Annotated in this window: 16 protein-coding genes and 1 pseudogene; 4 read left to right on the top strand and 13 right to left on the bottom strand. The window is 72.1% G+C overall.

Annotation, left to right across the window (positions count from 1 at the left end):
- Positions 1-232: 232 nt before the first annotated feature.
- The 13 genes and pseudogenes from LX14_RS12350 to rpsJ all read right to left on the bottom strand — a co-directional run.
- Positions 233-4,900: pseudogene (locus tag LX14_RS12350) on the bottom strand (amino acid adenylation domain-containing protein); the annotation flags it as partial.
- A gap of 233 nt (positions 4,901-5,133) precedes the next feature.
- Positions 5,134-13,197 carry a non-ribosomal peptide synthetase gene (locus tag LX14_RS12345; RefSeq protein ID WP_253647479.1) on the bottom strand — a complete coding sequence of 2,688 codons (8,064 nt, stop codon included), beginning with the start codon at positions 13,195-13,197 and terminating at the stop codon, positions 5,134-5,136.
- 440 nt (positions 13,198-13,637) lie between these two features.
- Positions 13,638-13,928, bottom strand: coding sequence for a 30S ribosomal protein S17 (gene rpsQ / locus LX14_RS12340; RefSeq protein WP_253647478.1), 291 nt, complete (start codon positions 13,926-13,928; stop codon positions 13,638-13,640).
- Complete coding sequence (gene rpmC, locus LX14_RS12335; protein ID WP_253647477.1) at positions 13,925-14,167, bottom strand: 50S ribosomal protein L29; 243 nt, start codon at positions 14,165-14,167, stop codon at positions 13,925-13,927. Before rpmC ends, rpsQ begins: the two co-directional genes overlap by 4 nt.
- The gene (rplP, locus tag LX14_RS12330; protein WP_253647476.1) at positions 14,167-14,583 is read right to left on the bottom strand and encodes a 50S ribosomal protein L16; all 417 of its coding nucleotides are present in this window, start codon (positions 14,581-14,583) and stop codon (positions 14,167-14,169) included. Before rplP ends, rpmC begins: the two co-directional genes overlap by 1 nt.
- 3 nt (positions 14,584-14,586) lie before the next feature.
- The gene (gene rpsC / locus LX14_RS12325; RefSeq protein ID WP_253647475.1) at positions 14,587-15,426 is read right to left on the bottom strand and encodes a 30S ribosomal protein S3; all 840 of its coding nucleotides are present in this window, start codon (positions 15,424-15,426) and stop codon (positions 14,587-14,589) included.
- 3 nt (positions 15,427-15,429) lie between these two features.
- Positions 15,430-15,855, bottom strand: coding sequence for a 50S ribosomal protein L22 (gene rplV / locus LX14_RS12320; RefSeq protein ID WP_253647474.1), 426 nt, complete (start codon positions 15,853-15,855; stop codon positions 15,430-15,432).
- A complete protein-coding gene (gene rpsS / locus LX14_RS12315; protein WP_026917259.1) occupies positions 15,852-16,133 on the bottom strand; it encodes a 30S ribosomal protein S19 in 282 nt (93 codons plus the stop codon). The genes rplV and rpsS overlap by 4 nt, the downstream gene beginning before the upstream one ends.
- A gap of 17 nt (positions 16,134-16,150) precedes the next feature.
- Positions 16,151-16,984, bottom strand: coding sequence for a 50S ribosomal protein L2 (gene rplB / locus LX14_RS12310; RefSeq protein ID WP_253647473.1), 834 nt, complete (start codon positions 16,982-16,984; stop codon positions 16,151-16,153).
- Positions 16,985-17,026: 42 nt separating this feature from the next.
- Positions 17,027-17,338: a 50S ribosomal protein L23 gene (gene rplW / locus LX14_RS12305; protein ID WP_253647472.1), complete on the bottom strand. Its 312-nt coding sequence runs from the start codon at positions 17,336-17,338 to the stop codon at positions 17,027-17,029.
- Position 17,339: 1 nt separating this feature from the next.
- Positions 17,340-18,017, bottom strand: a complete 678-nt coding sequence (rplD, locus tag LX14_RS12300) for a 50S ribosomal protein L4 (RefSeq protein WP_253647471.1) — start codon at positions 18,015-18,017, stop codon at positions 17,340-17,342.
- Complete coding sequence (gene rplC / locus LX14_RS12295; protein ID WP_253647470.1) at positions 18,014-18,670, bottom strand: 50S ribosomal protein L3; 657 nt, start codon at positions 18,668-18,670, stop codon at positions 18,014-18,016. The genes rplD and rplC overlap by 4 nt, the downstream gene beginning before the upstream one ends.
- A 93-nt stretch (positions 18,671-18,763) precedes the next feature.
- Positions 18,764-19,069 (bottom strand): 30S ribosomal protein S10, encoded by a 306-nt coding sequence (gene rpsJ / locus LX14_RS12290; RefSeq protein WP_003938093.1) that lies wholly within the window; start codon positions 19,067-19,069, stop codon positions 18,764-18,766.
- A 524-nt stretch (positions 19,070-19,593) separates the two neighbouring features.
- Between rpsJ and LX14_RS12285 the strand changes: the two genes are divergently transcribed.
- The 4 genes from LX14_RS12285 to LX14_RS12270 all read left to right on the top strand — a co-directional run bounded on the left by LX14_RS12285 (position 19,594) and on the right by LX14_RS12270 (position 23,540).
- Entirely contained in the window at positions 19,594-20,103 is a 510-nt protein-coding gene (locus tag LX14_RS12285) for a hotdog fold domain-containing protein (RefSeq protein ID WP_253647469.1), read from the top strand.
- A 97-nt stretch (positions 20,104-20,200) separates the two neighbouring features.
- Entirely contained in the window at positions 20,201-20,917 is a 717-nt protein-coding gene (locus LX14_RS12280) for a response regulator transcription factor (RefSeq protein WP_253647468.1), read from the top strand.
- Complete coding sequence (locus LX14_RS12275) at positions 20,914-21,930, top strand: HAMP domain-containing sensor histidine kinase (RefSeq protein ID WP_253647467.1); 1,017 nt, start codon at positions 20,914-20,916, stop codon at positions 21,928-21,930. Before LX14_RS12280 ends, LX14_RS12275 begins: the two co-directional genes overlap by 4 nt.
- A 176-nt stretch (positions 21,931-22,106) precedes the next feature.
- Positions 22,107-23,540, top strand: coding sequence for a DUF4153 domain-containing protein (locus LX14_RS12270; protein WP_253647466.1), 1,434 nt, complete (start codon positions 22,107-22,109; stop codon positions 23,538-23,540).
- The last annotated feature ends 39 nt before the right edge of the window (positions 23,541-23,579 follow it).

The following is a 23,579-nucleotide window of genomic DNA, read 5'->3' as shown; positions in this document are numbered from 1 at the left end:
GCGTGTCGCCGACAGGGACGTCCCACCGAGGGCGAAGAAGTCGTGTCACCGAGACCCGGTCGACGTCGAGCACAGCGGCGACCACGTCGGCGACGGCTCGTTCGCGCTCGTCGGCGGGGGCGACGAACACGGCCCGCGCCGCCACCGGGGCGGGCAGCGCGCGCCGGTCGATCTTGCCGACCGGGGTGAGCGGCAGCGCGTCCACCACGACGATCGTCGACGGAACCATCGCCGACGGTAGACGCTGTGCCACTGCGGTGGTCAGCTCCGCGGTGTCGACATCGTGGCCGGCCGGGACGACCCAGGAGACCAGCGCGATATCGCCGCCGAGACGGTGCGGGCCGGTGAACGCCCGGGCGACGTCGGCGCGCGCGGTCAGCACGGCGTCGACCTCACCCGGTTCGATGCGGACACCGCGGATCTTCAGCTGGAAGTCGCTGCGCCCCAGATGCACGAGCTCACCCGATCGCGTACGACGGACGAGGTCGCCGGTGCGGTAGCGGCGGCGACCGTCCGGCCCGGCGACGAACCGGTCGGCGGTGAGGTCGGGGCGACCGCGGTACGCGCGGGCGAGGGCGGCGCCCGACAGGTACAGCTCGCCGGCCACGTTGACCGGGACCGGCTGCAGGCGCGCGTCGAGCACCTCGACACCGACACCCTCGATCGGGGTGCCGATGGTCGGCGGGCGGTCGGGCGTCATCGGAGTGCTCGCCGTCGACCAGACCGTCGCCTCCGACGGGCCGTACAGGTTGAGCATGGTGCGGCCGGGCGCCCAGGCACGCACCAGTTCCGGACCGCATGCGTCACCGGCCACACACAGCACGGCGAGGTGGTCGAGTCCGTCCGGCGGCACCGTCGCAAGTGCGGCCGGTGTGATCACGGCGTGGGTCACGTGCTCGGATCGCAGGACGTCGGCCAGCTCCGCACCACCCACGACGCCGGGGTCGACGACGATCTGCGCGGCGCCCGCCGCGGCCGCGATGACGGTCTCGAAGACGGCCGCGTCGAAACCCGGTGCGGCGAGCCGCAGCACCCGGGACTCCTCGGTGAGCGCCAGGCGACGGACCGCCTCGGCCGCGAGGGCGGCGATGCCCGCGTGGGTGACCTCGACACCCTTCGGCATGCCGGTGGATCCGGACGTGAACACGACGTAGGCGACGTCGTTTGGGGTGAGATGCGGCCGGGCAGGGGCCTCGCCCTCCCCTCCGCGCACCGGGACACCGGTCACTCCGTTGGGCAGCACGTCCGTGTCCGTGACGGCCACGCGCACGGCGGCGAGCGACGTCATCGCGGCGATGCGCTCGATCGGTGCGGTCGGATCGATGGGGAGGACGGCGGCTCCGGTGCGTGTGATGCCCCAGAACGCCACCGTCGCGTCGACCCCGCGCGGCAGTACCACCGCGACGACGTCGCCCCGGCCGACCCCGATCGCGGTGAGGCGCCCGGCCAGCCCATTCGCCCGCGCCGACATCTCGGCGTAGGTCAGGCTCTCTCCCCCACCGACGACAGCGACCCGCTCGGGATGGGCTGCGACAGCGGCGTCGAGGACGTCCGCGAGCCGTCGACCGGTCGAGACGGCGTCGGGTGTGCCGACCGCAGGTGCGACAGCGCCTGGCAGCGGCAGATCCCCGACCGGCGCGTGCGGTGCCGTGACCATCTCCGCGGCGAGCGCCCGCATGCGGTCGGTGAACTCGGCGACGGTCTCCGCGTCGAACAGCGCCGTCGCATAGGTGATCACCCCGGAGACGGGTGTGTCGGCGTCGGGATCGCCGTCCGGCGCGTCGACGGTGATCTGGAGGTCGACCTTCGTGGTGCCGGTCGGGACGTCGACGAGGTCGACGGTGACCCCGGGCAGGTCCAGATCGGGCCGGTCGTGGTTCTGGAACGCGAGTGCCACACCGAAGATCGGCGGGTGGGCGGTGCTGCGTTCGGGGGCGAGGTCCGCGACGACCATCTCGAACGGGACGTCGGCGTCGGCCATCGCCTCGATGTCGACGTCGCGGACACGGTGCAGCAGGTCGACGAACCCCGCGGACCGGTCGACCGGCGTCCGCAGCGCGACGGTCGTGACGAACATGCCGATCAGGTCGTCGACACCGGATGCTCCCCGGCCGGCGACGGGGCTGCCGACCACGATGTCGTCGTCGGTGCCCGACCGCGCCAGCGTGACCGCGAGCAGCGCGTGCATCGCCATGAACGGTGTCGCGCCGTGGTCGTGCGCCAGGCGGCACAGCGCGGTCCACGTGTCGCCGTCGATCGAGAACGTCAGCTGCGCACCGGAATCGGTCCACACCGGCGGTCGAGGGCGGTCGAGCGGGAGGTCCGTCACCCCCTCGACGTCACCGAGCCGCATGCGCCAGCGGGCGAGCTGTGCCGCGGCGAGGGACGACGGGTCGGTCGGGTCGCCGAGGAGGTCGCGCTGCCATGCGGCGTGGTCGGTGTACTGCACGCGCAGGGCGGGCAGGTCCGCGGGTGTGCCCGTGAGCCGCGCACGGTAGAACGCCATGAGGTCGCGGACCATCGGTGCGACCGACGCGCCGTCGCCGATGATGTGGTGGATCGCGACGACGAGCACCCAGGAGTCGTCGGCGACGCGGGCCAGTCGCACCCGCAGCGGGGGGCGTTCGGCGAGGTCGAATCCGGCACAGGCGGTCTCGGCGATCACCCGATCCACCGCGTCGGGGGTCGAGCGGAGTTCGATCGGCGGGTCGACCACCACGTCGGCGGCGTGCTCATCGACCCCAGAAGTGTCGATCCCGGACGGGGCGACGACCGCGACGGGCGTGCCGTCGTGCGCGACGAACCGGGTACGCAGCGTCTCGTGGCGGTCCACGAGGTCCCGGACGGCCGCGGCGAGGACGTCCGGTCGCAGTGCGCCGGTGAGTCGCAGCGCGAACGGGATGACGTAACCGGGGCCGCCGGGGTCCATCGTGTCGAGGAACCAGATGCGCTGCTGTGCCGGCGACAACGGGCTCTCGAACGGCACCGTGCGGTCACGGTCGATCGGCACGAGCGGCGCGCGGTCGGGACCGCCGGCGCGGCCGGCGACGGCGGCGGCGAGGGCGCGCACACTCGGGTGGGCGAACACGTCGCGCACGGAGACGGCCACGCCGAGACGCTCGGAGGCCGCGACCGCCCACCGGGCGGCGGCCAACGAGTTGCCGCCCAGGTCGAAGACGGACACGGTCACCGGGAGGTCCGGCACGCCCAGGATCTCGGCGGCGATCGCGGCGAGGGTCTCCTCGGTGGCGGTCGCCGGCGGGGCGTCGGCGGCGACCACGACGGGCGCCGGGGCCGGCAGCGCCGCGCGGTCCACCTTGCCGTTGACCGTGAGCGGCAGCCGGTCGAGGACGACGATGTCCGAGGGCACCATGTAGTCCGGCAGGACCGCCGCGACGGATGCGCGGACCGCGTCGGCCTCGACGCCCGCCCCCGTCACGTAGGCGACGAGACGGTCGGTGGACCCGTCGAGGGACTCCCCGTCGGGCCGGTGGACCGTCACCACGGCCGACGAGACCCCCGGCGCGGCGTACACCGCGGACTCGACCTCGCCCAGCTCGATCCGGTACCCGCGCAGCTTGATCTGGTCGTCGGCGCGACCGGCGAACCTGAGCGACCCGTCGCGGAGGCGGACCACGTCACCGCTGCGGTACATCCGCGATCCGGGCGGTCCGGCGGGGTCGGCGACGAACCGCACGGCGGTCAGATCGGGTCGATCCAGATAGCCGCGGGCGAGCTGTCCCCCGGCCAGGTGGAGTTCGCCCGGGACGCCGTCGGGGACGGGCGCGAGACGGGCGTCGAGGACGGTCGCCCGGGACCCCGGGAACGCCACCCCGATGTCGGGTTCGGTTGCCGCCTGAGAGAACTCGGCCGTCATGGCCCGCCCGGTCACGTACACCGTCGCCTCGGTCGGCCCGTAGAGGTTCTCCAGCGCGGTGGTCGTCCCCGGGTGATCGCCGTGCCAGCGGCGGGCGGCGGCGGGATCGAAGGACTCCCCGGCGAGCACGATCCGTCGCAGCGCGGTCGGGATGCCCCGGGCGCGCAGCACATCGGCGACGGGGTGGAACAGCGACGGCGTCGCGGCCAGCAGGGTCACACCCTGCCGGTCGAGCGTGTCGACGAGATCGACGGGATTGCGGACGGTGTCGGTGTCGACGACGACGAGTCGCCCGCCGCCGGTGAGCGGTGTCCACAGCTCCGCGACGGAGACGTCGAAGGCCGCGGAGTGGACCATCGACCAGACATCGTCCTCGTCCGCCGGCACCGTCTGGTGCAGGGCGGACAGCAGCGAGGTGACCTGACGGTGTTCTACGACGACGCCCTTGGGGACGCCGGTCGACCCCGAGGTGAAGATCGCGTACGCCGCCTCGCGCGGGTCCGGGTCGACGAGGGTCACGTCGTCGGCGGGGTCGGTGGCACGCAGCTCGTCGAGGGTGTGGACCGGCACCGCCGTCGTCCCGGCGAGGTCGTCGGGATCGCCCACCACGGCGAGGACGGGCCGGGCCGTGTCGAGGATCGTCCGCAGCCGCGCCGACGGATGGGCGCGGTCCAGCGGCACATACGCGGCACCGGACCGCATCACGGCCAGCAGGGTCACGACCAGGTCGACGTCACGGCCGAGGGCGACGGCCACGAATCGTCCCGGGCCCGCCCCGGCGGCGACGAGCGCGCGGGCGAGGCCGTCCGCCGCGGCGTCGAGTGCTGCGTAGGTGAGTTCGCCACCGGCGGTGTCGGTCACGGCGATCGCGTCCGGTCGGCGGCGCGCAGCGCCACGGACCAGGCCGGGGACGGTGCGCCAGTCGGAGGTGCCGACGGCCGCGACGGCCGCGTCGACGACGGCCGCCGTGCGTGACGTCGCCGCGGTCGCGATGTCCGCGGGCGCCAGTCCGGTGCGCGGCATGAGGGCGGTGACGGTGGCGCGGACGGCCGCGTCGGGGTCGACGCCCCGGGACGCCAGTGCCGTCGCGGCTGCCGCGACCCGTCGGTGCAGGTCCGCGAAGGTGACCGCGCCCGCGGCGCCCTCCATCGCCGGGAGATCCGGTGCCACCCGTGCGGCGACGGCGAGGAGGTCGACGAACGCCGGACGGTCACGCGACCGCGGGGGCACGCGATGCGCGCCGGTGCCGGTCACGGTCACGCCGACTCGGCCCCGTCCGCCGCCGTCACGGCCGGCCCGGCCAGTCCGACCGCGTCGATGAGCGCCGCCGCGTGTCGCGCGATCCCGTCGATCGCGGCCTCCACACCGTCCGGCTCGTCGGCCCCGAGGGTCGGCAGCAGGCTGGTCAGTGCGACGACCAGCGCGGTGCCGGCATCGGTGTCGGGCAGGGCCGTGGCCATCGCGACCGCGGACGCCTCGAGGTCCAGGAAGGTCACCGCGACGTCGTCGTGCTCGACCGCGACGACGTCGGGCAGGGCCGCGGCCGCCGCCGACACCAGACCGGCAGCCGCCGAGGCCCCCACGAGTGCACCCCGACCGGACCGGTCGGCACCGTCGGGGCCCGAGGCGGTGACCGACGCGGACTCCTCCGTCGGCGTCATCAGCGTCAGGTCGCCGACCGGGGTCGCCGGATCGGCGACGACGGCCTCGAGCAACCGCACCCAGCGCTGCACCAGCGTCTCGACGGTGGACCGGTCGAACAGGGCCGTGTCGTAGGTGATGCGACCGCCGAGTCCGCCGGCACGGTCCACGCCGTCGAGGTCACCGGGGAAGAGCGCGATCTCGAGGTCCACCTTGGCCGTCCGCGTGTCCGCGTGTCGCGGTGTCACGCGGATGCCGTCGAGCGTCAGCGGTGGGACGTCGAGGTCCTGGAACGCGAGCATCACCCCGAAGAGCGGGGTGTGCAGCGTCAACGGCGACCGCCCGAGGACGTGGTCGACGATGCGGTCGAACGGGACGTCGGCGTGCGCGAGGTCGGCGAGGTCCTCGGTGCGGACCCGCGCGAGCAGGTCGGTGAACGGCTCGTGCGGCGAGATCCGTGTGCGCAGGGGGACCGTCGTGACGAACATGCCGACCACGTCGTCGAGACGACGGTCGTCCCGGCCCGCGTGTGGTGTGCCGACGACGACGTCCGTGGTGCCCGACAGCCGGGCCAGGAGCACCGCCCAGGCGGCGTGGACGACCATGAACAGGGTCGCGGCGTGTGACCGGGCGACGCCCTCGAGACCGTTCAGGACCGCCGGCGGGATGACCACGTCGACCGCCGCGGCCTCCCCCGGTCCGTCGGGGCGCGTCCGGTCGGTCGGCAGCTCACTGCGGTCGGGGGCGCCGTGCAGGCGCTCACCCCAGTAGGCGAGTTGGCGCTGTTCCTCGGTCACACCGTCCGGACCCGCGGACGCGAGTCGCTCACCGTGCCAACGGGTCCAGTCGGCGTAGTCGATCTCGGTGGGGACGCCCGGGCCGTCGGGACGCCGCGGCGTACGACCCGCGGCACGGGCGGCGTAGGCCTCCGTGAGGTCGCGGGCCAGCGGCGCCAGCGAGGCGCCGTCGGCGTTCATGTGGTGGATAGCCATGACGAGGACGGTCCGCTCGGGGGTGGCACGCAGGATCCCCGCCCGCACACCCGGTTCGCTGACGAGATCGAACCCGCGGCCGGCGATCCCACGGACCGCGGCGCCGACCGATGCCGCGTCGACGTCGCTCCGGGTGATCTCGATGGCCTCGAGTGCCTGCTCGGCGGGCACGATGACCTGCACGGGACGGTCACCCACCAGCGGGTACACGGTACGGAGGGTCTCGTGCCGGGCGACGAGATCGCGGATGGCCGCCGCGAGGGCGTCGGAGTCCACCGGCCCGTCCAACTCGAGGGTCAGCGCGATGACGTAGGCAGCCGACGTCGGGTCGGCACGGTTGAGCGTCCAGAGGCCGCGCTGGCGGTCGGAGACGCCGACCACCTCCGGTCGGGGGCGTCGCACGAGAGTGTCCTGTCGGCCTGGACCGGCGGTGGCGAGCTGCACGGCGAGTGCTGCGGGCGTGGGGTTCTCGAAGACGACCGCCGCCGGTATGCGTCGATCCAGGAGGCGTTCGAGGCGGGCGGCCAGCCGTGCGGCGGACAGCGACGACCCGCCCAGCGCGAAGAAGTCGTCGTGTACGGAGACGGTGCCCGCACCGTGCACGCCGAGGATCTCGGCGACCACTGCGGTGACGACGGTCTCCATCTGGGTGCGGGGCACGACGTGGTCCGTGGCCGCGGAACCGATCTCGGCGGGAGGCAGTGCCGAGCGATCGATCTTGTGGGTCCGGGTGGTGGGGAACTCGTCGAGGACGGTCACGGTGCGCGGGACGAGGTGCGCGGGCAGTCGGGTGCGGGCCCGTTCGATGAGGTCCCGGGGGGATGGATCCGACCCGGTCACGTAGGACACCAACACGGTCTCGCCCGACGGTGCCGTGGCGCCGACGGTGACCGCGCGGGACACCGTCGGGTCCTCGACCAGGACGGCGTCGACCTCACCCGGCTCGACCCGCATGCCCCGCACCTTGACCTGGAAGTCGTTGCGACCGTGGTACACGAGGGTGCCGTCCGCGGTGCGGGACGCGAGATCGCCGGTGCGGTAGAGCCGTTCACCCGGCACGAACGGCGACGCCACGAACCGTAGCGCGGTCAGGTCGGGTCGTCCGTGATACCCGCGACCGAGAGCGGCGCCGGACAGGTACAGCTCCCCCACCACGTCCTGCGCGACAGGCCGCAGGCCGGCGCCGAGCACGATGGCGCCGACGCCGTCGATCGGCGTGCCGATGGTGATCGGATCGCCCTCCCTCAGGGGCGGTGTGGCGGTGGAGGTGATCGTCGCCTCGGTCGGACCGTAGAGGTTGACGACACCGCGCCCGGTGGCCGACCACCGGTCCACCAGCTCCGGCGGACACGCCTCACCTGCGACCATCATGGTCGAGATCGACGGCACCGCAGCGGGATCCACCGTCGCGGCGACCGACGGCGTGAGCACCGCGTGGGTCACGGCACGGCCGACGACGACGGCCTCGAGGTCCGGACCGGCGAACACGTCCGCGGGACTGACGACGAGCTCCGCGCCGGCGCACAGGCCGAGCAGGATCTCGAACACCGCCACGTCGAACCCGGGTGAGGCGACGTGCAGGACACGGCTCGACGCCGTGACGCGCAGGAGGCGCCGCTGCTCGGCGACCAGCGCCGCCAGACCGGCATGGGTGACCCCGGCGGCCTTGGGCGTACCCGTCGACCCCGAGGTGTAGAGCAGGTACGCGAGGTCCCCGACGTGGATCGGCCGGGTCCTGTCGGCAGGGGTGATGGGACGGGGATCGTTGGCGGCACTGCGCCACTCGACGTCGACGTCGTCGACCAGGACGACCGGCGCGGACACGTCCCGGGGCGCCGACCCGCGGGTCGCGAGGACCAGGCGCGCATCGCTGTCGGCGATCATCCCGGACACCCGCGATGCGGGGAACCGGGGGTCGACGGTCACGAACGCGGCACCGGTCGCGGCGACCGTGGCCACCGCGAGGACGAGTTGCGCGGACCGCGGCATCACGATGGCGACGACGTCCCCCGGGCCGATCCCGTCGGCGATCAGGTCCCGCCCCGATCGTGCGACGGTCGCCTGCAGCTCGGCCCAGGTCATCGTGACCTCGCCGGAGATCGCGGTCGACGACGGGTCGGCGACGGATGCACCGGCGGCGAGCAGGTCGGCGAGCGTCGCCGGCGCGGTCGACGACGGGCGCGGCGCGGTGAGTGCGGCCACGGCGGCGTCGGACAGGACGTCGATGCCACCCGCCGTGCGAGTCGGGTCGGCGACCATCGCAGCGAGTACGCGCGCGAACATCGCGCCCATCTCGGCGACGCGCGGCTCGTCGAACAGATCGGTGGCGTAGGAGATCTCGACGTCGAACGCGTCGGGTCGGTCGGTCACCGACCACGTCAGGTCGTACTTCGCGGCGGGCACGCGCGCCTCGAGCAACCCTGCCGCACCCGACCATGCGTCGAGGTCCGCGAGATGGTCGGGGCCGACGGTGAGCGCGACCTGGAACAGCGGCGAGTGCGCCGGGGTGCGCTGCGGCGCCAGTGCGTCCACCACCCGCTCGAAGGGGATGTCGGCGTGGGCCATCGCGGCGGCGCGGACATGGTGGTTCCGCTGCACCAGGTCGGCGATCGTCGCCGACGGTTCGACGGCCGACCGCAGGACGACGGTGGTGACGAACATGCCGACCATGTCGGACAGCGCGGGGTCGTCGCGGCCGGCGACGGCGGTGCCGATGCTCACGTCGTCGGTCGCGGCGAGGTGGGCGAGCAGGACGCCCAGAGCGGTGTGGAGCACGGTGAACGGAGTGGTCCCCGCCGATCGGGCGAGCGCACGGACCTCGGCGGAGAGCGACGACGGCAACGACAGGTCGACGGTGGACCCCGCGCCCGACGCGACGCGCGGTCGACGTCGGTCCGTGGGCACCTCGAGCAGCTGAGGCGCACCGCGCAGGTCGGCCTCCCAGAACGCCAGACCCTCGACCATCCGCGGCGACGGCGCCGCGGGCGAGCCGAGCGCCTCCGCCTGCGCGACCGCGACGTCGGCGTACTGGTGTGTCAGCGGCGGGAGCGACGGCGCCCGACCGGCCCGGCGGGCGTCGTAGGCGGTGACGAGATCGGCCAGCAGTGGTCGCAGCGAGAACCCGTCGGCGGCGATGTGGTGGACGACGATCACGGCCGCGTCACCCGCTGCGTCACCGGTCACGAGCGCCGCCCGCACCGGGATGTCGGTCAGCAGGTCGAACCCGGTCCCGACGATGCGCGCGATGGTGTCCGACCGCCCGGCCGGTCCTGCCGGGACCACGAGCGGCGACGACGCCTCCAGTCGTGACATCGCGTGCGCCGTGGGCAGGATCTGTTGCACCGGTTCGCCGTCGACCGCGGGGAAGACCGTCCGGAGGATCTCGTGGCGGTCGATCACGTCGGCGACGGCCGCACGCCAGGCATCGGGGTCGCCGATGTCGCGGAGCCCGAGGGCACCGGACATGTTGTATGTCGCGTCGTCCGGTGTCATCCGGTGCGTGAACCACAGACGTGTCTGGGCCGGCGCGAGCGGGATCCGTTCCGGGCGTCCGTGATCGACATCGGATGTCGCGGCGTCCAGGACGACGGCCCGCGCGGCCAGATCGCGGAGGTCGTCGGCGTCGAACACGTCGGTGAGCGTCAGACCCAGCCCGGCGTCGCGCGCCCGCGAGACCAGTCGGGCGGCGACCAGCGAGTCGGCGCCGAGACGGAAGAGGTTGTCGGTGACCGAGATCCGTCGTGGCTCTCCGCCGGGGACGGTCAGGGCGTCCTCGACGAGGCGGACGACGGTGCGCTCCACGGGTGTCCGCGGGTCGACGTGCGCGGCGGGATCGGCGACGGCTGCCGGCGCCGGCAGCGCGCGCCGGTCCAGCTTGCCCGATCGGGTGGTCGGGAAGGCGTCGAGCACGACCGTGGCCGCGGGCACCATGTGCGCGGGCAGCCGGGTACGGCACCACGCGCGGACCGCGGCGGTGTCGACGGCAGTGCCGGAACCGGAGTCTCCGCGGACGTAGGCCACGAGCACGGGCGCCGGGCCGAGGTCGTGGCGCACCACGACGACCGCGGCGTCCACACCGTCCATCGCGGCGACCACAGCGCCGATCTCACCGAGTTCGACACGGCGGCCACGGATCTTGACCTGATCGTCGTCGCGACCGACGTAGTCCAGCAGGCCGTCGCGGGTCCACCGGACCAGGTCGCCGGTGCGGTACAGGCGGGCACCGACTTGTCCGAACGGGTCGGCGACGAACCGCTCGGCGGTGAGGTCGACGGCACCGACGTACCCGTGGGCCACCTGGACGCCACCGAGGTACAGCTCGCCGACCACCCCGGGCGGGACGGGTCGCAGACGGGTGTCGAGAACGTGGGTGGTGGTGCCGGGGACCGGGCGCCCGATGGGGACCGGGTTCTCCTGTCCCCCGACGACGTGCCGGGTGACGTCGACGGTGGCCTCGGTCGGCCCGTAGAGGTTGACCAGGGTCGGACCACCGACGGCACACACCCGCGCGGCCAGTCCGGCGTCGAGCGCCTCCCCCGAGCAGAACAGCAGCCGCAGATCCCGGCCGAACGCGTCGGATCCGACCGCGTCGAGGTGGGTGTCGAGCATGGACGGTACGAAGTGGGCGACGGTGACTCCCGCCTCGTCCATCCGCTCGCGCAGGTACCGGGGATCACGGTGCCCGTCGGGCGTCGCGAGCACCATGCGCGCCCCGGTGGCCAAGGGCCAGAACAGTTCCCACACCGAGACGTCGAAGGTCGCCGGGGTCTTGTACAACACCGCGTCTCCGGGTCCGAGTGGGTGCATGTCCTGCATCCAGCCGAGCCGCGCGACGACGGCCGCGTGGGCCACCTCGACGCCCTTGGGTTCCCCGGTCGAGCCGGAGGTGAACAGCACGTAGGCCGGGAGGTCGGCCGGGACCTCCTCGGCGGTGGACGCCACCGCGCCGGTGCGGCCGGCGCTCGCGCCGTGGCGCGCGAGGAAGTCGGCGTCGATCGTCACGCGCGGGCGGACGCGGGCGTCGATCGCAGCGCGACGCTCGGCCGGGTCGGTGGGGTCCACGGGGACGTAGGCCGCGCCCAGGGTCACCGTCGCGTAGACGGCACAGACCTGGTCGATGCCCCGCGGGAGCGCGACGACCACGCGGTCCCCCCGCGTCACCCCGAGTCCGGCGAGCACGGCGGCGAGGCCACGGCGTGCGACGTCGAGGTCCGCGTAGGTCAGCGGATCGGTCCCGTCCGCGGGGACGACGGCCACAGCGTCGGGCGTCGCGGCGACCTGTCGTTCGAAGCCACCGAGCAGTCCGCGGTTGTCGGGCGTGGGGGCCGACGGCCCCGCCGAGAACCCCGCGACCGTCACGCGCTCCCCGGGCAGCAGGAGCTCGAGGTCGCCCACGGCGCAGTCGGGTGCCGCGACGAACCGCTCCAGGAAGGCGAGGAAGCGTCGCAGGTGCTCGGCGATCGCGTCGGCGTCGTGCCGCGCGGCGTTGGCGTGCAGGTCGATCTCGAGCGGCGCCTGCGATCCCGCCTGGTACACGTTGAGGCGCAGGTCCTCGGCCACACCGGACGACAGGATGTGGTACCCCACGGTCGCGCCGTGCAGGGTCAGCGGCTTGTCGAACAGGACCATGTTGACGATGGGGCCGAACGAGGTCGCGCCGGCGTCGGTGAGCCCGGCCAGCGCGCGGATGTCCTCGAACCGGAACCGCTGGTGGCGCAGGCATCCCGTCAGCTCCAGCGTGGTGGCCCGGACGAGATCGCGGCCGGTGATGCCGTCGGTGGGCGCCACCCGCACGGGCAGCATGTTCGCCACCATCCCCGCCGATCGCTTCACGAGTGCCGTGGTGCGCGCCGTCACGGGCAGGCTCAGCACGACGTCGTCGGTGCCGGTCATGCGCGCGAGGAAGGCGGCGAAGGCCGCGGTGAGCACGGCGGGCACCGACGCGCCGAGATCCGTGGCGCGGCGCGTCAGCGCATCCTGCACCGCGGGATCGATCCGGACTCCTGTCGCGACGTGTCGATGCGCGTCCCCACCCACGACGGCGGATCCCCGCGGCAGGGTGATGCGGTCGGGCAGGTCGACGACCCGCTGCGCCCAGTACTCGCGGTCGCTGTCCCGCCGTGTGCTCGTGCCGTAGCGCGCGTCGTCGGCGACGACCTCGGCCACGGTGGCACGCCGCGCAGGGGTGTGGACCTGTCCGGTCATGGCGGCGTTGTAGCGGCCGACGGCCTCGTGGAGGCAGACGAGCGCCCCGTAGCCGTCGAAGGCGATGTGGTGCCCGCGGAGGTACCAGATGGTGTGGTCGTCGGCCAGGATCAGGAACGCCGACACCGCGACCGGGTCGACACGCAGATCCATCGGCCGCGCGTGATCGGCGGCCATCCACGCCTGGGCGGCGGCCTCCGGATCCGCCTCGGCGCGGAAGTCGATCTCGTCGACGGTGAACACGCCGTCGGGGTCGATCCACTGGTGGGGGACGTCGTCGACGACGGTGAACCGCGTGTGCGCGGACTCGAGGTCGCGCGCGCTCGCCGCGACCGCGCGCGCGAACACCCCGCGGTCGAACCGGCCATCCGCGTCACGGATGTCCACATAGTGCGCGACGGTGACCGACCGGTCGCCGCCCGCGCTCTCGGCGAACCACATCCCGCGCTGCGCAGCCGTCAGCGCCAGGGGCGCGCCGGGCACGCCGGGGGTCACCCTCGGCGTCGACCGGTGGCCCCCGCCAACTGTTTCCTCCATCGCACGTCTGTCATTTCTCCCACGACCCTCGAGACGGGACCCGCGCGTGCATCCCCCGAAGGTGCGCGTCGTGAGCCGGGATGATCATAACTGTGCGATGTCACCGTTCACGCCGGTTGGCGGACGTGCCCGGAACGTGCAGACGGACGCATCGGATGCGGCACGCACAACACTGTTCGCTGCCGCAAAGACATTGTGCCGCAACAGATCTATCGGACCACTTCAGTCCCATGAGCCCCACGGGTGTCGATCACCCGACCTACACGAACGGCGCATCACGGCCGCGGGAGTTGGTGACGATTCACAGGAGACAGTCAGGCCCGCAGACACGAACAGAGCCCGTCACCGATGTGGTGACGGGCTCTGTCCGGGTGTTCTGGTGCTGCTTACTTGGCCTTCTCGAGGACCTCGACCAGACGCCACCGCTTGGTGGCGGACAGCGGCCGGGTCTCCATCAGACGCACACGGTCGCCGATGCCGGCGATCTGCTGCTCGTCATGGGCCTTCACCTTGGAGGTGGTGCGGATGATCTTGCCGTACAGCGGATGCTTCACGCGGTCCTCGAGCTCGACCACGATCGTCTTCTCCATCTTGTCGCTGACGACGTATCCCACGCGCACCTTGCGCTGGTTGCGCTCCTGGGTTGCGGGTGTGCTCACGTTCGTGTCCTCACTCATGCGTCGTCACCGCCGTCGGCGTCGGGACCGGCGGCCAGACCCAGCTCGCGCTCCCGCAGCACGGTGTAGACGCGTGCGATCTCGCGACGGACCAGCCGCAGGCGGCGGTTGTTGTCGAGCTGCCCGGTCGCCATCTGGAACCGGAGGTTGAACAGCTCTTCCTTAGACTCGCGCAGGCGCTCGTTCAGGTCGGAGTCGTTCAGTGCGCGCAGCTCTGCGGCTGCGATACCGAGTGCCATCAGAACTGCTCCTCTCGGGTCACGATGCGGGTCTTGATCGGCAGCTTGTGCTGCGCGCGGCGCAGGGCCTCGCGAGCGATCTGCTCGTTGGGGAAGCTCATCTCGAACAGCACGCGGCCCGGCTTGACCGGGGCCACCCACCACTCCGGCGAACCCTTGCCGGAACCCATGCGGGTCTCGGCGGGCTTCTTCGTCAGCGGGCGGTCGGGGAAGATGTTGATCCACACCTTGCCGCCACGCTTGATGTGCCGGTTGATGGCGATACGCGCCGACTCGATCTGACGGTTGGTGATGTACGCGCTCTCCAGTGCCTGGATGCCGAAATCACCGAACGTCACGGTGGTGCCGCCCTTGGCCTGCCCCTTGAGGCTGGGATGGTGCTGCTTGCGGTGCTTGACCCGGCGAGGGATCAGCATGGGTCAGCCCTCCTGGTTCTCTGTCGGCGCAGCTGCGGTGTCCACGGCTGCGGGGGCCTCGGTGGCGACGGCCGACGCGGTGTCGGCCGCAGCGCGGCCGGCCTCGGTGCTGGTGGCCGTGGTGCCCGACGCGCCGCTGCGACGCGGACGGGCCGGACGCTCACGACGCGGGCGGTCACCGGCGGGGGCACCCGCGGCGGCGAGCTCACGCTTGCCACCGACGATGTCGCCCTTGTAGATCCAGACCTTCACGCCGATGCGGCCGAAGGTGGTCTTCGCCTCGTACAGGCCGTAGTCGATGTCGGCGCGCAGCGTGTGCAGGGGCACGCGGCCCTCGCGGTAGAACTCGCTGCGGCTCATCTCCGCGCCGCCGAGGCGGCCGGAGCACTGCACGCGGATGCCCTTGACGTTGGGCTGCCGCATGGCCGACTGGATCGCCTTGCGCATGGCGCGACGGAACGCGACACGGTTGCTCAGCTGCTCGGCGACACCCTGTGCCACCAGCTGGGCCTCGCTCTCGGCGTTCTTCACCTCGAGGATGTTCAGCTGGACCTGCTTGCCGGTCAGCTTCTCCAGCTCGCCACGGATGCGATCGGCCTCGGCGCCGCGGCGACCGATGACGATGCCCGGACGGGCGGTGTGGATGTCGACGCGGACCCGGTCACGGGTGCGCTCGATCTCGACCTTCGCAATTCCGGCGCGCTCGAGTCCTGTGGACAGGAGCTTGCGGATGGCGACGTCTTCCTTCACGTAGTCCGCGTACTGCTTGTCTGCGTACCACCGCGACTTCCAGTCGGTGGTGATACCCAGACGGAAGCCGTGCGGGTTGATCTTCTGGCCCACTGGTCAGGCTCCCTTGCTCGTCTGCTGCTTTTTGGGCTGCTTGGACCGCGCGCGGCCCTGCTGCCCTGCCGGCACGCTCTCCACGACCACGGTGATGTGGCTGGTGCGCTTACGGATCCGGAACGCACGACCCTGGGCCCGCGGACGGAAACGCTTCATGGTCGGGCCCTCGTCGGCGAACGCCTGCGAGACGACCAGCGTGCGCCGGTCGAGCCCGAGGTTGTTCTCCGCGTTGGCCGCCGCGCTGGCGACGACCTTCGCGACCGGCTCGCTCGCCGCCTGCGGCGCGAACAGCAGGATGTCGAGTGCCTCGTCGACCTTCTTGCCGCGGACCAGGTCGATCACGCGACGCGCCTTCATGGGCGTGACGCGGACGAACTTGGCGGTGGCCTTGGCGGTCGGGTTCGCGGTGGATTCAGCGGTGCTCATCGACGCTTCGCCTTCCGGTCGTCCTTGATGTGGCCCTTGAACGTGCGCGTCGGCGCGAACTCACCGAGCTTGTGTCCGACCATCGACTCCGAGACGAACACCGGCACGTGCTTGCGACCGTCGTGGACGGCGAACGTGTGCCCGATGAAGTCGGGGATGATGGTGGAACGGCGCGACCAGGTCTTGATGACCTGCTTGGTGCCCTTCTCGTTCTGGACGTCCACCTTCTTGAGCAGGTGGTCGTCGACGAACGGGCCCTTCTTGAGGCTGCGTGGCATTCTCTACTCCCTCCTGCTCAGCGCTTCTTGCCGGTGCGACGGCGCCGCACGATCATCTGATCGCTCGACTTGTTCTTGCGGGTGCGGCCCTCCGGCTGACCCCACGGGCTGACCGGGTGGCGACCACCCGAGGTCTTGCCCTCGCCACCACCGTGCGGGTGGTCGACGGGGTTCATCACGACACCGCGGACGGTGGGGCGCTTGCCCTTCCACCGCATGCGGCCGGCCTTGCCCCAGTTGATGTTGCTCTGCTCGGCGTTGCCCACCTCGCCGACGGTGGCGCGGCAGCGCACGTCGACACGACGGATCTCACCGGACGGCATGCGCAGGGTGGCGTAGGCGCCTTCCTTGCCCAGCAGCTGGATCGACGCGCCGGCGCTGCGGGCCATCTTGGCCCCGCCGCCCGGGCGCAGTTCCACGGCGTGGACCTGCGTACCGGTCGGGATGTTGCGCAGCGGCAGGTTGTTGCCCGGCTTGATGTCGGCGGTCGACCCCGACTCGACGACGTCGCCCTGGTTCAGCCCCTTCGGCGCGATGATGTAGCGCTTCTCGCCGTCGAGGTAGTGCAGGAGCGCGATGCGCGCCGTGCGGTTGGGGTCGTACTCGATGTGGGCGACCTTGGCGTTGACGCCGTCCTTGTCGTTGCGACGGAAGTCGATGAGTCGGTAGGCACGCTTGTGCCCGCCGCCCTTGTGCCGGGTGGTGATACGCCCGTGGGCGTTGCGTCCACCGCGACCGTGCAACGGACGCACCAGCGACTTCTCCGGGTGGTCACGGGTGACCTCGGCGAAGTCGGCGCCACTGGAGCCGCGGCGGCCCGGTGTCGTCGGCTTGTACTTGCGAATGGCCATGAGTTCTCTACGTCCTCTGCCTCGTCAGGGATCCGATCGGCGTCAGCCGATCGGTCCCCCGAAGATCTCGATGGGCTTGCTGTCGGCGGTCAGGGTCACGAGGGCACGCTTGGTGTCCTTGCGCTTGCCGTATCCGTAACGGGTGCGCTTGCGCTTGCCCTGCCGGTTGGCGGTGTTCACGTTCGCGACCTTGACGTCGAAGATCTTCTCGACGGCGATCTTGATCTGCGTCTTGTTCGAGTCCGGGTGGACGATGAACGTGTAGACGTTGTCCTCGATCAGCCCATAGGACTTCTCGGAGATCACCGGCTCGAGGATGATGTCGCGCGGATCGGTCTGCTGCTGCACGGTCATGTCACGCCTCCTTCGCGGCTGCGTCGCTCGTGGCCCGCGCGACGAACGCGTCGAGCGCCTCGACGCTGAACACGATGTCGTCGGAGTCGAGGACGTCGTAGGTGTTGAGCTGGTCCGGCGTGATCGGCAGCACGTGCGGCAGGTTCGCGACGCTCTTGAACCCGGCGACGTCCTCGCGACCGATGACGACCAGGAACTTGCGACGCTCGCTGAGCAGCTCCAGGAACTGCCGGGCCGCCTTCGTCGACGGGGTCTGACCCGCGACGAGCTCGGTCACGACGTGGATGCGCTCGTTGCGTGCCCGGTCCGAGAGGGCACCGCGCAGGGCGGCGGCCTTCATCTTCTTCGGGGTCCGCTGGCTGTAGTCACGCGGCTGCGGGCCGTGGACGACGCCACCACCGGTGAACTGCGGCGCGCGGGTCGAGCCCTGACGGGCGCGGCCGGTGCCCTTCTGGCGGTACGGCTTCGCGCCACCGCCGGAGACCTGTGCGCGGGTCTTGGTGGCGTGGGTGCCCTGGCGGGCCGCCGCGAGCTGCGCGGTGACCACCTGGTGCATCAGCGCGATGTTCGCCGGCTGGTCGAACACCGAGGCGGGCAGCTCGACGGTGCCGTCGGTCTTCCCGTCCGCGGTGCGGACGTCCAGCGTCAGCTTGGTCGCCTTGGTCGTGTCGACACTCATGCCTTCACACCGCCTTTCACTGCGTCACGCACGATCACGACGCCGCCCTTGCGACCCGGGATGGCTCCCTTGATCAGCAGGAGGCCGGCCTCGGCGTCCACCTTGTGGACGGTCAGGTTCTGGGTGGTGACGCGCTCGTTGCCCATGCGTCCGGCCATCCGCATGCCCTTGAACACGCGACCCGGGGTGGCGCAGCCACCGATCGAGCCGGGCGCGCGGTGCACGCGGTGGGCACCGTGGCTGGCGCCCAGGCCCTTGAAGCCGTGACGCTTCATGACGCCGGCGAAGCCCTTGCCCTTCGAGGTGCCGGTCACGTCCACGTAGGCGCCGTCGGCGAAGATCTCCGCCGTCAGCTCCTGGCCCACCGAGTACTCGGCGGTGTCGTCGACGCGGAGCTCCGCGACGTGACGACGCGGCGTGACCCCGGCCTTGGTGAACTGCCCGGCGACGGGCTTGGTCACCTTGCGCGGGTCGATCGCACCGTAGGCGAGCTGCACGGCGGTGTAGCCGTCCGTCTCCTGGGTGCGGATCTGGGTGATGACGTTGGGGCCGGCCTTGACGACGGTGACCGGGACGACCCGGTTGTTCTCGTCGAAGACCTGGGTCATCCCGAGCTTGGTGCCCAGGATGCCCTTTCCACTGTTCTGAGTCATGTCTGTATCTGGTCCCTGTGTGTTCGATCCCGACAGGCGGCCTCCGGAGCGGGTCCGCGTGACGCATGGCGTCGCGACCCTCTCCGGTGCCGACTACTGGATGTTGACGTCGACGCTGGCCGGCAGGTCGATGCGCATGAGCGCGTCGACCGTCTTCGGGGTCGGATCGAGGATGTCGATCAGGCGCTTGTGCGTGCGCATCTCGAAGTGCTCGCGCGAGTCCTTGTACTTGTGCGGCGAGCGGATGACGCAGTACACGTTCTTCTCGGTCGGCAACGGCACCGGGCCGACCACGCGCGCCCCGGTACGGGTCACGGTCTCCACGATCTTGCGCGCCGAAGCGTCGATCGCCTCGTGGTCATAGGCCTTGAGCCTGATGCGGATCTTCTGTCCCGCCACGCTGTGTCCTCTTCCGTCTGGTGACTTGTCGACAGATGACCCGCGGACGGGCCCCGCGTGTGCGGGTTCAGGACGGACCACCGGACGGCTCACACGCCTTCCGACCCGGGCGGACCCGGGTGGGTGATCGACTCTGTTCATCTGTCGTTGTGCGTTCGCGTCCGACGACGTGGGTCGTCGGGCGCCGCAGCTGTGGTGTCGCACCGGGCTGCACCGGCACCCGCGGTCGGGCGTGTCGCGCGCATCGGACACACCTCTGCGCAGGATCACACTCTTACGACCGCATGGGGATCCACCCGTGAGGGCTTCTCCACCGAGTCCGTCCCGGCAGATCGTGATGCCGGGTCGGACGACGACGAGTGATCGAACTCCCGGGGTCCGGAGCAGTTCGGGAACCGCTTGCTCCGACGGGACGATCGGCGCCCGGATCAGGGCCGCACAGAATGCGGCACCCTCCTCTGGGCAACCCGAACAGTATGCACCAGGACCCGGGGCCGGGCCAAATGGCCGATAGTGTCGGCGCCATGAGCGAACCGAACACCGTCGTGTCCACCCGTCCGGCGGGCGTCAGCCCGACCTACGCACTCTGGCGGCGACTGCCCCAGGGCATCGTCGGGACGGTCGTGTTCTCGGCCGGGATGGTCGCCCGGGTCCCCTACTTCGGCACCATCCTCCCCCTGGTCCGCGAGCTCGAGCCGGGACGCTGCGTGGTGACGTCGCCGAAGTGGTTCGGCGTCCACAACCACATCGGGACGTTCCACGCCATCGCGGCGTGCAACCTCGCCGAGACCGCGATGGGGATGCTCATGGAGGCGACCACCCCCGCCGAGCTGCGCTGGATCCCGAAGGGGATGACGTCGCAGTACCTGACCAAGGCCACCACCGGGCTGCGCGCCGTCGCGACCCTCGCCGACCCGATCGATCCCGCGTCCGTCGGCGACGGTCGGGAGGTCGTCGTCGACATCGCCATCACCGACAAGCAGGGCGTCGAGGTCGTGCACTGCGACATCACCTGCTGGGTGACGCCCCGCTGACCCCCGGGCGGGGCCCCACGGCCGGCGAGCAGACCTTCACAACCTCTGCACATCATCTCCGCAGCCCCGGGACAACCGGACATTACCGTCGACTCCCATGAGCCCCGACGAGCGTTCCCCGAGCGTCCTCGTGGTGGACGACGAGCCGCTGATCCGCACGTCGATCGCCGACCGCCTCACCGCCGAGGGTTTCGCGGTGACGACGGCGGCGAGCGGTCCCGACGCCCTGCGGCGCCACGCCGACACCGGACCCGACGTCGTGATCCTCGACGTGATGCTGCCCGGCATCGACGGCCTCGAGGTGTGCCGCCGCATCCAGGCGCTGACACCGACGCCCGTGCTGATGCTGACCGCTCGCTCGGAGGAGACCGACCTCGTCATCGGACTGGGCGTCGGTGCCGACGACTACCTCGCCAAGCCGTTCTCGATGCGCGAGCTCGTCGCCCGCACCCGCGCGCTGCTGCGACGGGCCGAGCGCTACCCCGTGGGCGGCGACCCCGCTCCGGCCGGCGGCGGGCGCGACCTGCAGGTCCTCGACGACCTGTCCATCGACCACGACGCGCGTCTGGTCACGGTCGACGGGTCGGCGGTGCATCTGACGCGCACCGAGTTCGACCTGCTCGCCACCCTGGCCCGACACCCGGGCGCGGTGCGCAGCCGATCCCAACTCCTCGAGTCCGTGTGGCAGTGGACCGACGCGGGTGAGACCCGCACCGTCGACTCCCACATCCGCTCGCTCCGGGCGAAGGTCGGCGCCCACCGCATCCGCACCGTCCACGGCGTCGGATACGCCCTCGCGGGCGGGCACCCGTGACGCCGGGTCGGCCGCGCCCGCTCGACGCGCTGCGGTCCTTCAAGGTGAAGACCGCCGTCGTTGTCGGTGTCGCGCTCACCACGTCGAGCGTGTCGTTCTGGGTGACCGCCCAGTGGCAGTTCCGGTATGCGCTGCTGATGGCGCTGATCGTGGCGTTGGTCGTCACCTGGTTCCTGGCGCACGGGATGACCGCACCGCTGCGCGAGATGACCGGCGCGGTCCGCGCGATGTCGCAGGGCGACTACTCGGGTCGCGTCCGCGCGACGTCCCGCGACGAGATCGGGACGCTGGCGACCGCGTTCAACCAGATGGCCGCCGACCTCTCGGCCACCGACACCTACCGGCGCGAGGTCATCGGCAACGTCGCGCACGAACTCCGGACGCCTGTCGCGGCGCTGCACGCGGTGGTGGAGAACCTCGTCGACGGGGTGAGCACCCCCGACCGCGACACGCTCGCGCTGGCGCTGAGCCAGACCGACCGCCTCGGTCGCCTCATCGACGACCTGCTCGACCTGTCCCGCGTCGAGGGCGGCGCGATCGCACTCGGCCACGACGCGATCGACCTGCACGGCTTCACCGACGACGCGATCGCCGAGTGCGTGCTCCGTACGGAGTCCGGTCCGGGCCCGAGCACCCCGATCACCTTCTGCAACGCCGTGCCGCGCGGGGTCGTGCTGACCGCCGACGAGGCCCGGATGCACCAGGTCTTCGCGAACCTCCTCGACAACGCGGCGCGCCACTCCCCCGCCGGCGGCGTCGTGGACGTCTCCGCCCGCGTCGACGGCGACGCCGTAGTCGTCGACGTCGCCGACGAGGGCCCGGGCATCGACCCGGGCGAGCGCAGTCGGATCTTCGAGCGGTTCACCCGCGGCGGTTCCCGCGACGGCGGGACCGGCCTCGGCCTGGCGATCGCCCACTGGGTGGTCCGTCTGCACGACGGCGAGATCGCCGTTGTCGACGAGCCCGGTGGATGTCGCATCCGCCTCCGCCTCCCGGCACACGCCCCCACCTGACCCGACCCGGGCGTCGACGACGCCCCCGCGCGCATCCGCGCAGTTTTCCCACCCGCACGACGAGAGGCGATACCCCCATGCCCGGACCACCCCCTGTCGAGCAGTTCGCGCCCCACCCCGCGCCCCACCCCGCGCCCGCAGCCCCTCCGGCGCGGCAGCCGGCGTGGGCACCCCTGATGACGACGGTCGAGGGCGTCCCCCGCGGCGCCCCGACCCGGGTGCCCGTCGCCGTGACCCTCGCCGCGATCAGCGCCGCGGTCGCCACACCGACGGGGTGGACCGGCATCGGCGTCGTGGTCGTCGCGGTCGCCGTCCTCGCCGCGGTGCTGATCGGGTCGCCGCGGCGTCGCCCGGCCCCGTCCGGTGTCGTCGGCGTCGTCGCCGTGGCCGCCCTGGTGTCGGTCGCGGCCTGGCGCAGCGCGGACTGGGTGGTGGGCGGCTGCCTGGCACTCGCCGCCGTCACCGCGGTGGGACTCGTCGTCGACGCGCGCACCCTGCGGCAGACGGCGTTCGGCGCGATGGCGTCGGTGCTGCTGACGCCGCGGGCGCTGGCGTGGACGGGCCGCACGGTGGCGCGGGCGGGCAGCGGTCGCCGGGTGGACGACCCGCGGGCCGTCGCCGGCGTGGTCACGCTGACCGTCGTGCTCGCGGTCGTGTTCGGCGCACTGTTCGCCGGCGCGGACGCCGCCTTCGCCCATCTCCTCGAGGTCCTCACCCCCGACGTCGGGTCGCTCGACGTCGGCCCGCAGGTCGCCGTCGGTGTGCTCGCGGCCGTGGTCGTGGCGGTCGGCGTCCATCTGCGCTGGGCGCGACCGCGATCGACACACGTCCCCGTGCCGGCGCGGACCGTCCACGCCACGTGGATGTGGGCGCTGCCCGCGGGGACGGTGCTGCTCGTCTCGCTCGCCTTCCTCCTCACCCAGGCCTCGACGTTGTTCGGCGGCGACGACCACGTCCAGCGCACCGTCGGCCTCACCTACGCGCAGTACGCCCGGTCCGGCTTCTGGCAGCTCTTCGTGGTGACGGCGTTGACCATCGCCGTCGTGGCCGTCGCCTGGCGGCGGTCCCCGCGGGACACCACACGCGACCGTGTCGCGGTGCGGGTGATCCTCGGGGGGCTGTGTCTCTCGGCGCTCGCCGTCGTCGCGTCCGCCCTGCACCGGATGGACCTCTACGTCGACGCGTTCGGCGCGACCCGGCTCCGCGCGGGGGCGACGGCCGTCGAGCTGTGGTTCGCCGTGGTGCTCGTCGCGCTGATGGTGGCCGGCGCGGGCCTCGGCACCCGACATCTCGTCCGGGCGGTCGCCGCGCTGACGATCGTCGGGGCGCTCACGTTCGCCGCGTACGACCCCGACGCCCGCATCGCCGAGATCAACGTCGACCGCTTCGAGAAGACGGGCCGCGTCGACACGGGGCAGTTGTCGGACCTCTCCCCCGACGCGACCGGTCAGCTGTTGCGACTGCCGCCGGATCTCCGCGACTGCGTTCTCGCCGCGATCACCGCCGACGTGCAGACGCAGCGTCGCTGGGCGGACGCCGACCTGAGCACGATCCGGGCCCGGGAGATGCTCTCCGACGCACGTCCGACCCCGCGGCCGGGTCGCTGCTGATCACGTGCGGTGAGCACCCGACCGTGGTCGGTGGCCACC

This window comes from Williamsia deligens (assembly GCF_024171765.1).
Taxonomy (GTDB): domain Bacteria; phylum Actinomycetota; class Actinomycetes; order Mycobacteriales; family Mycobacteriaceae; genus Williamsia_A; species Williamsia_A deligens.
This window is presented reverse-complemented; position numbering and strand designations above follow the sequence as displayed.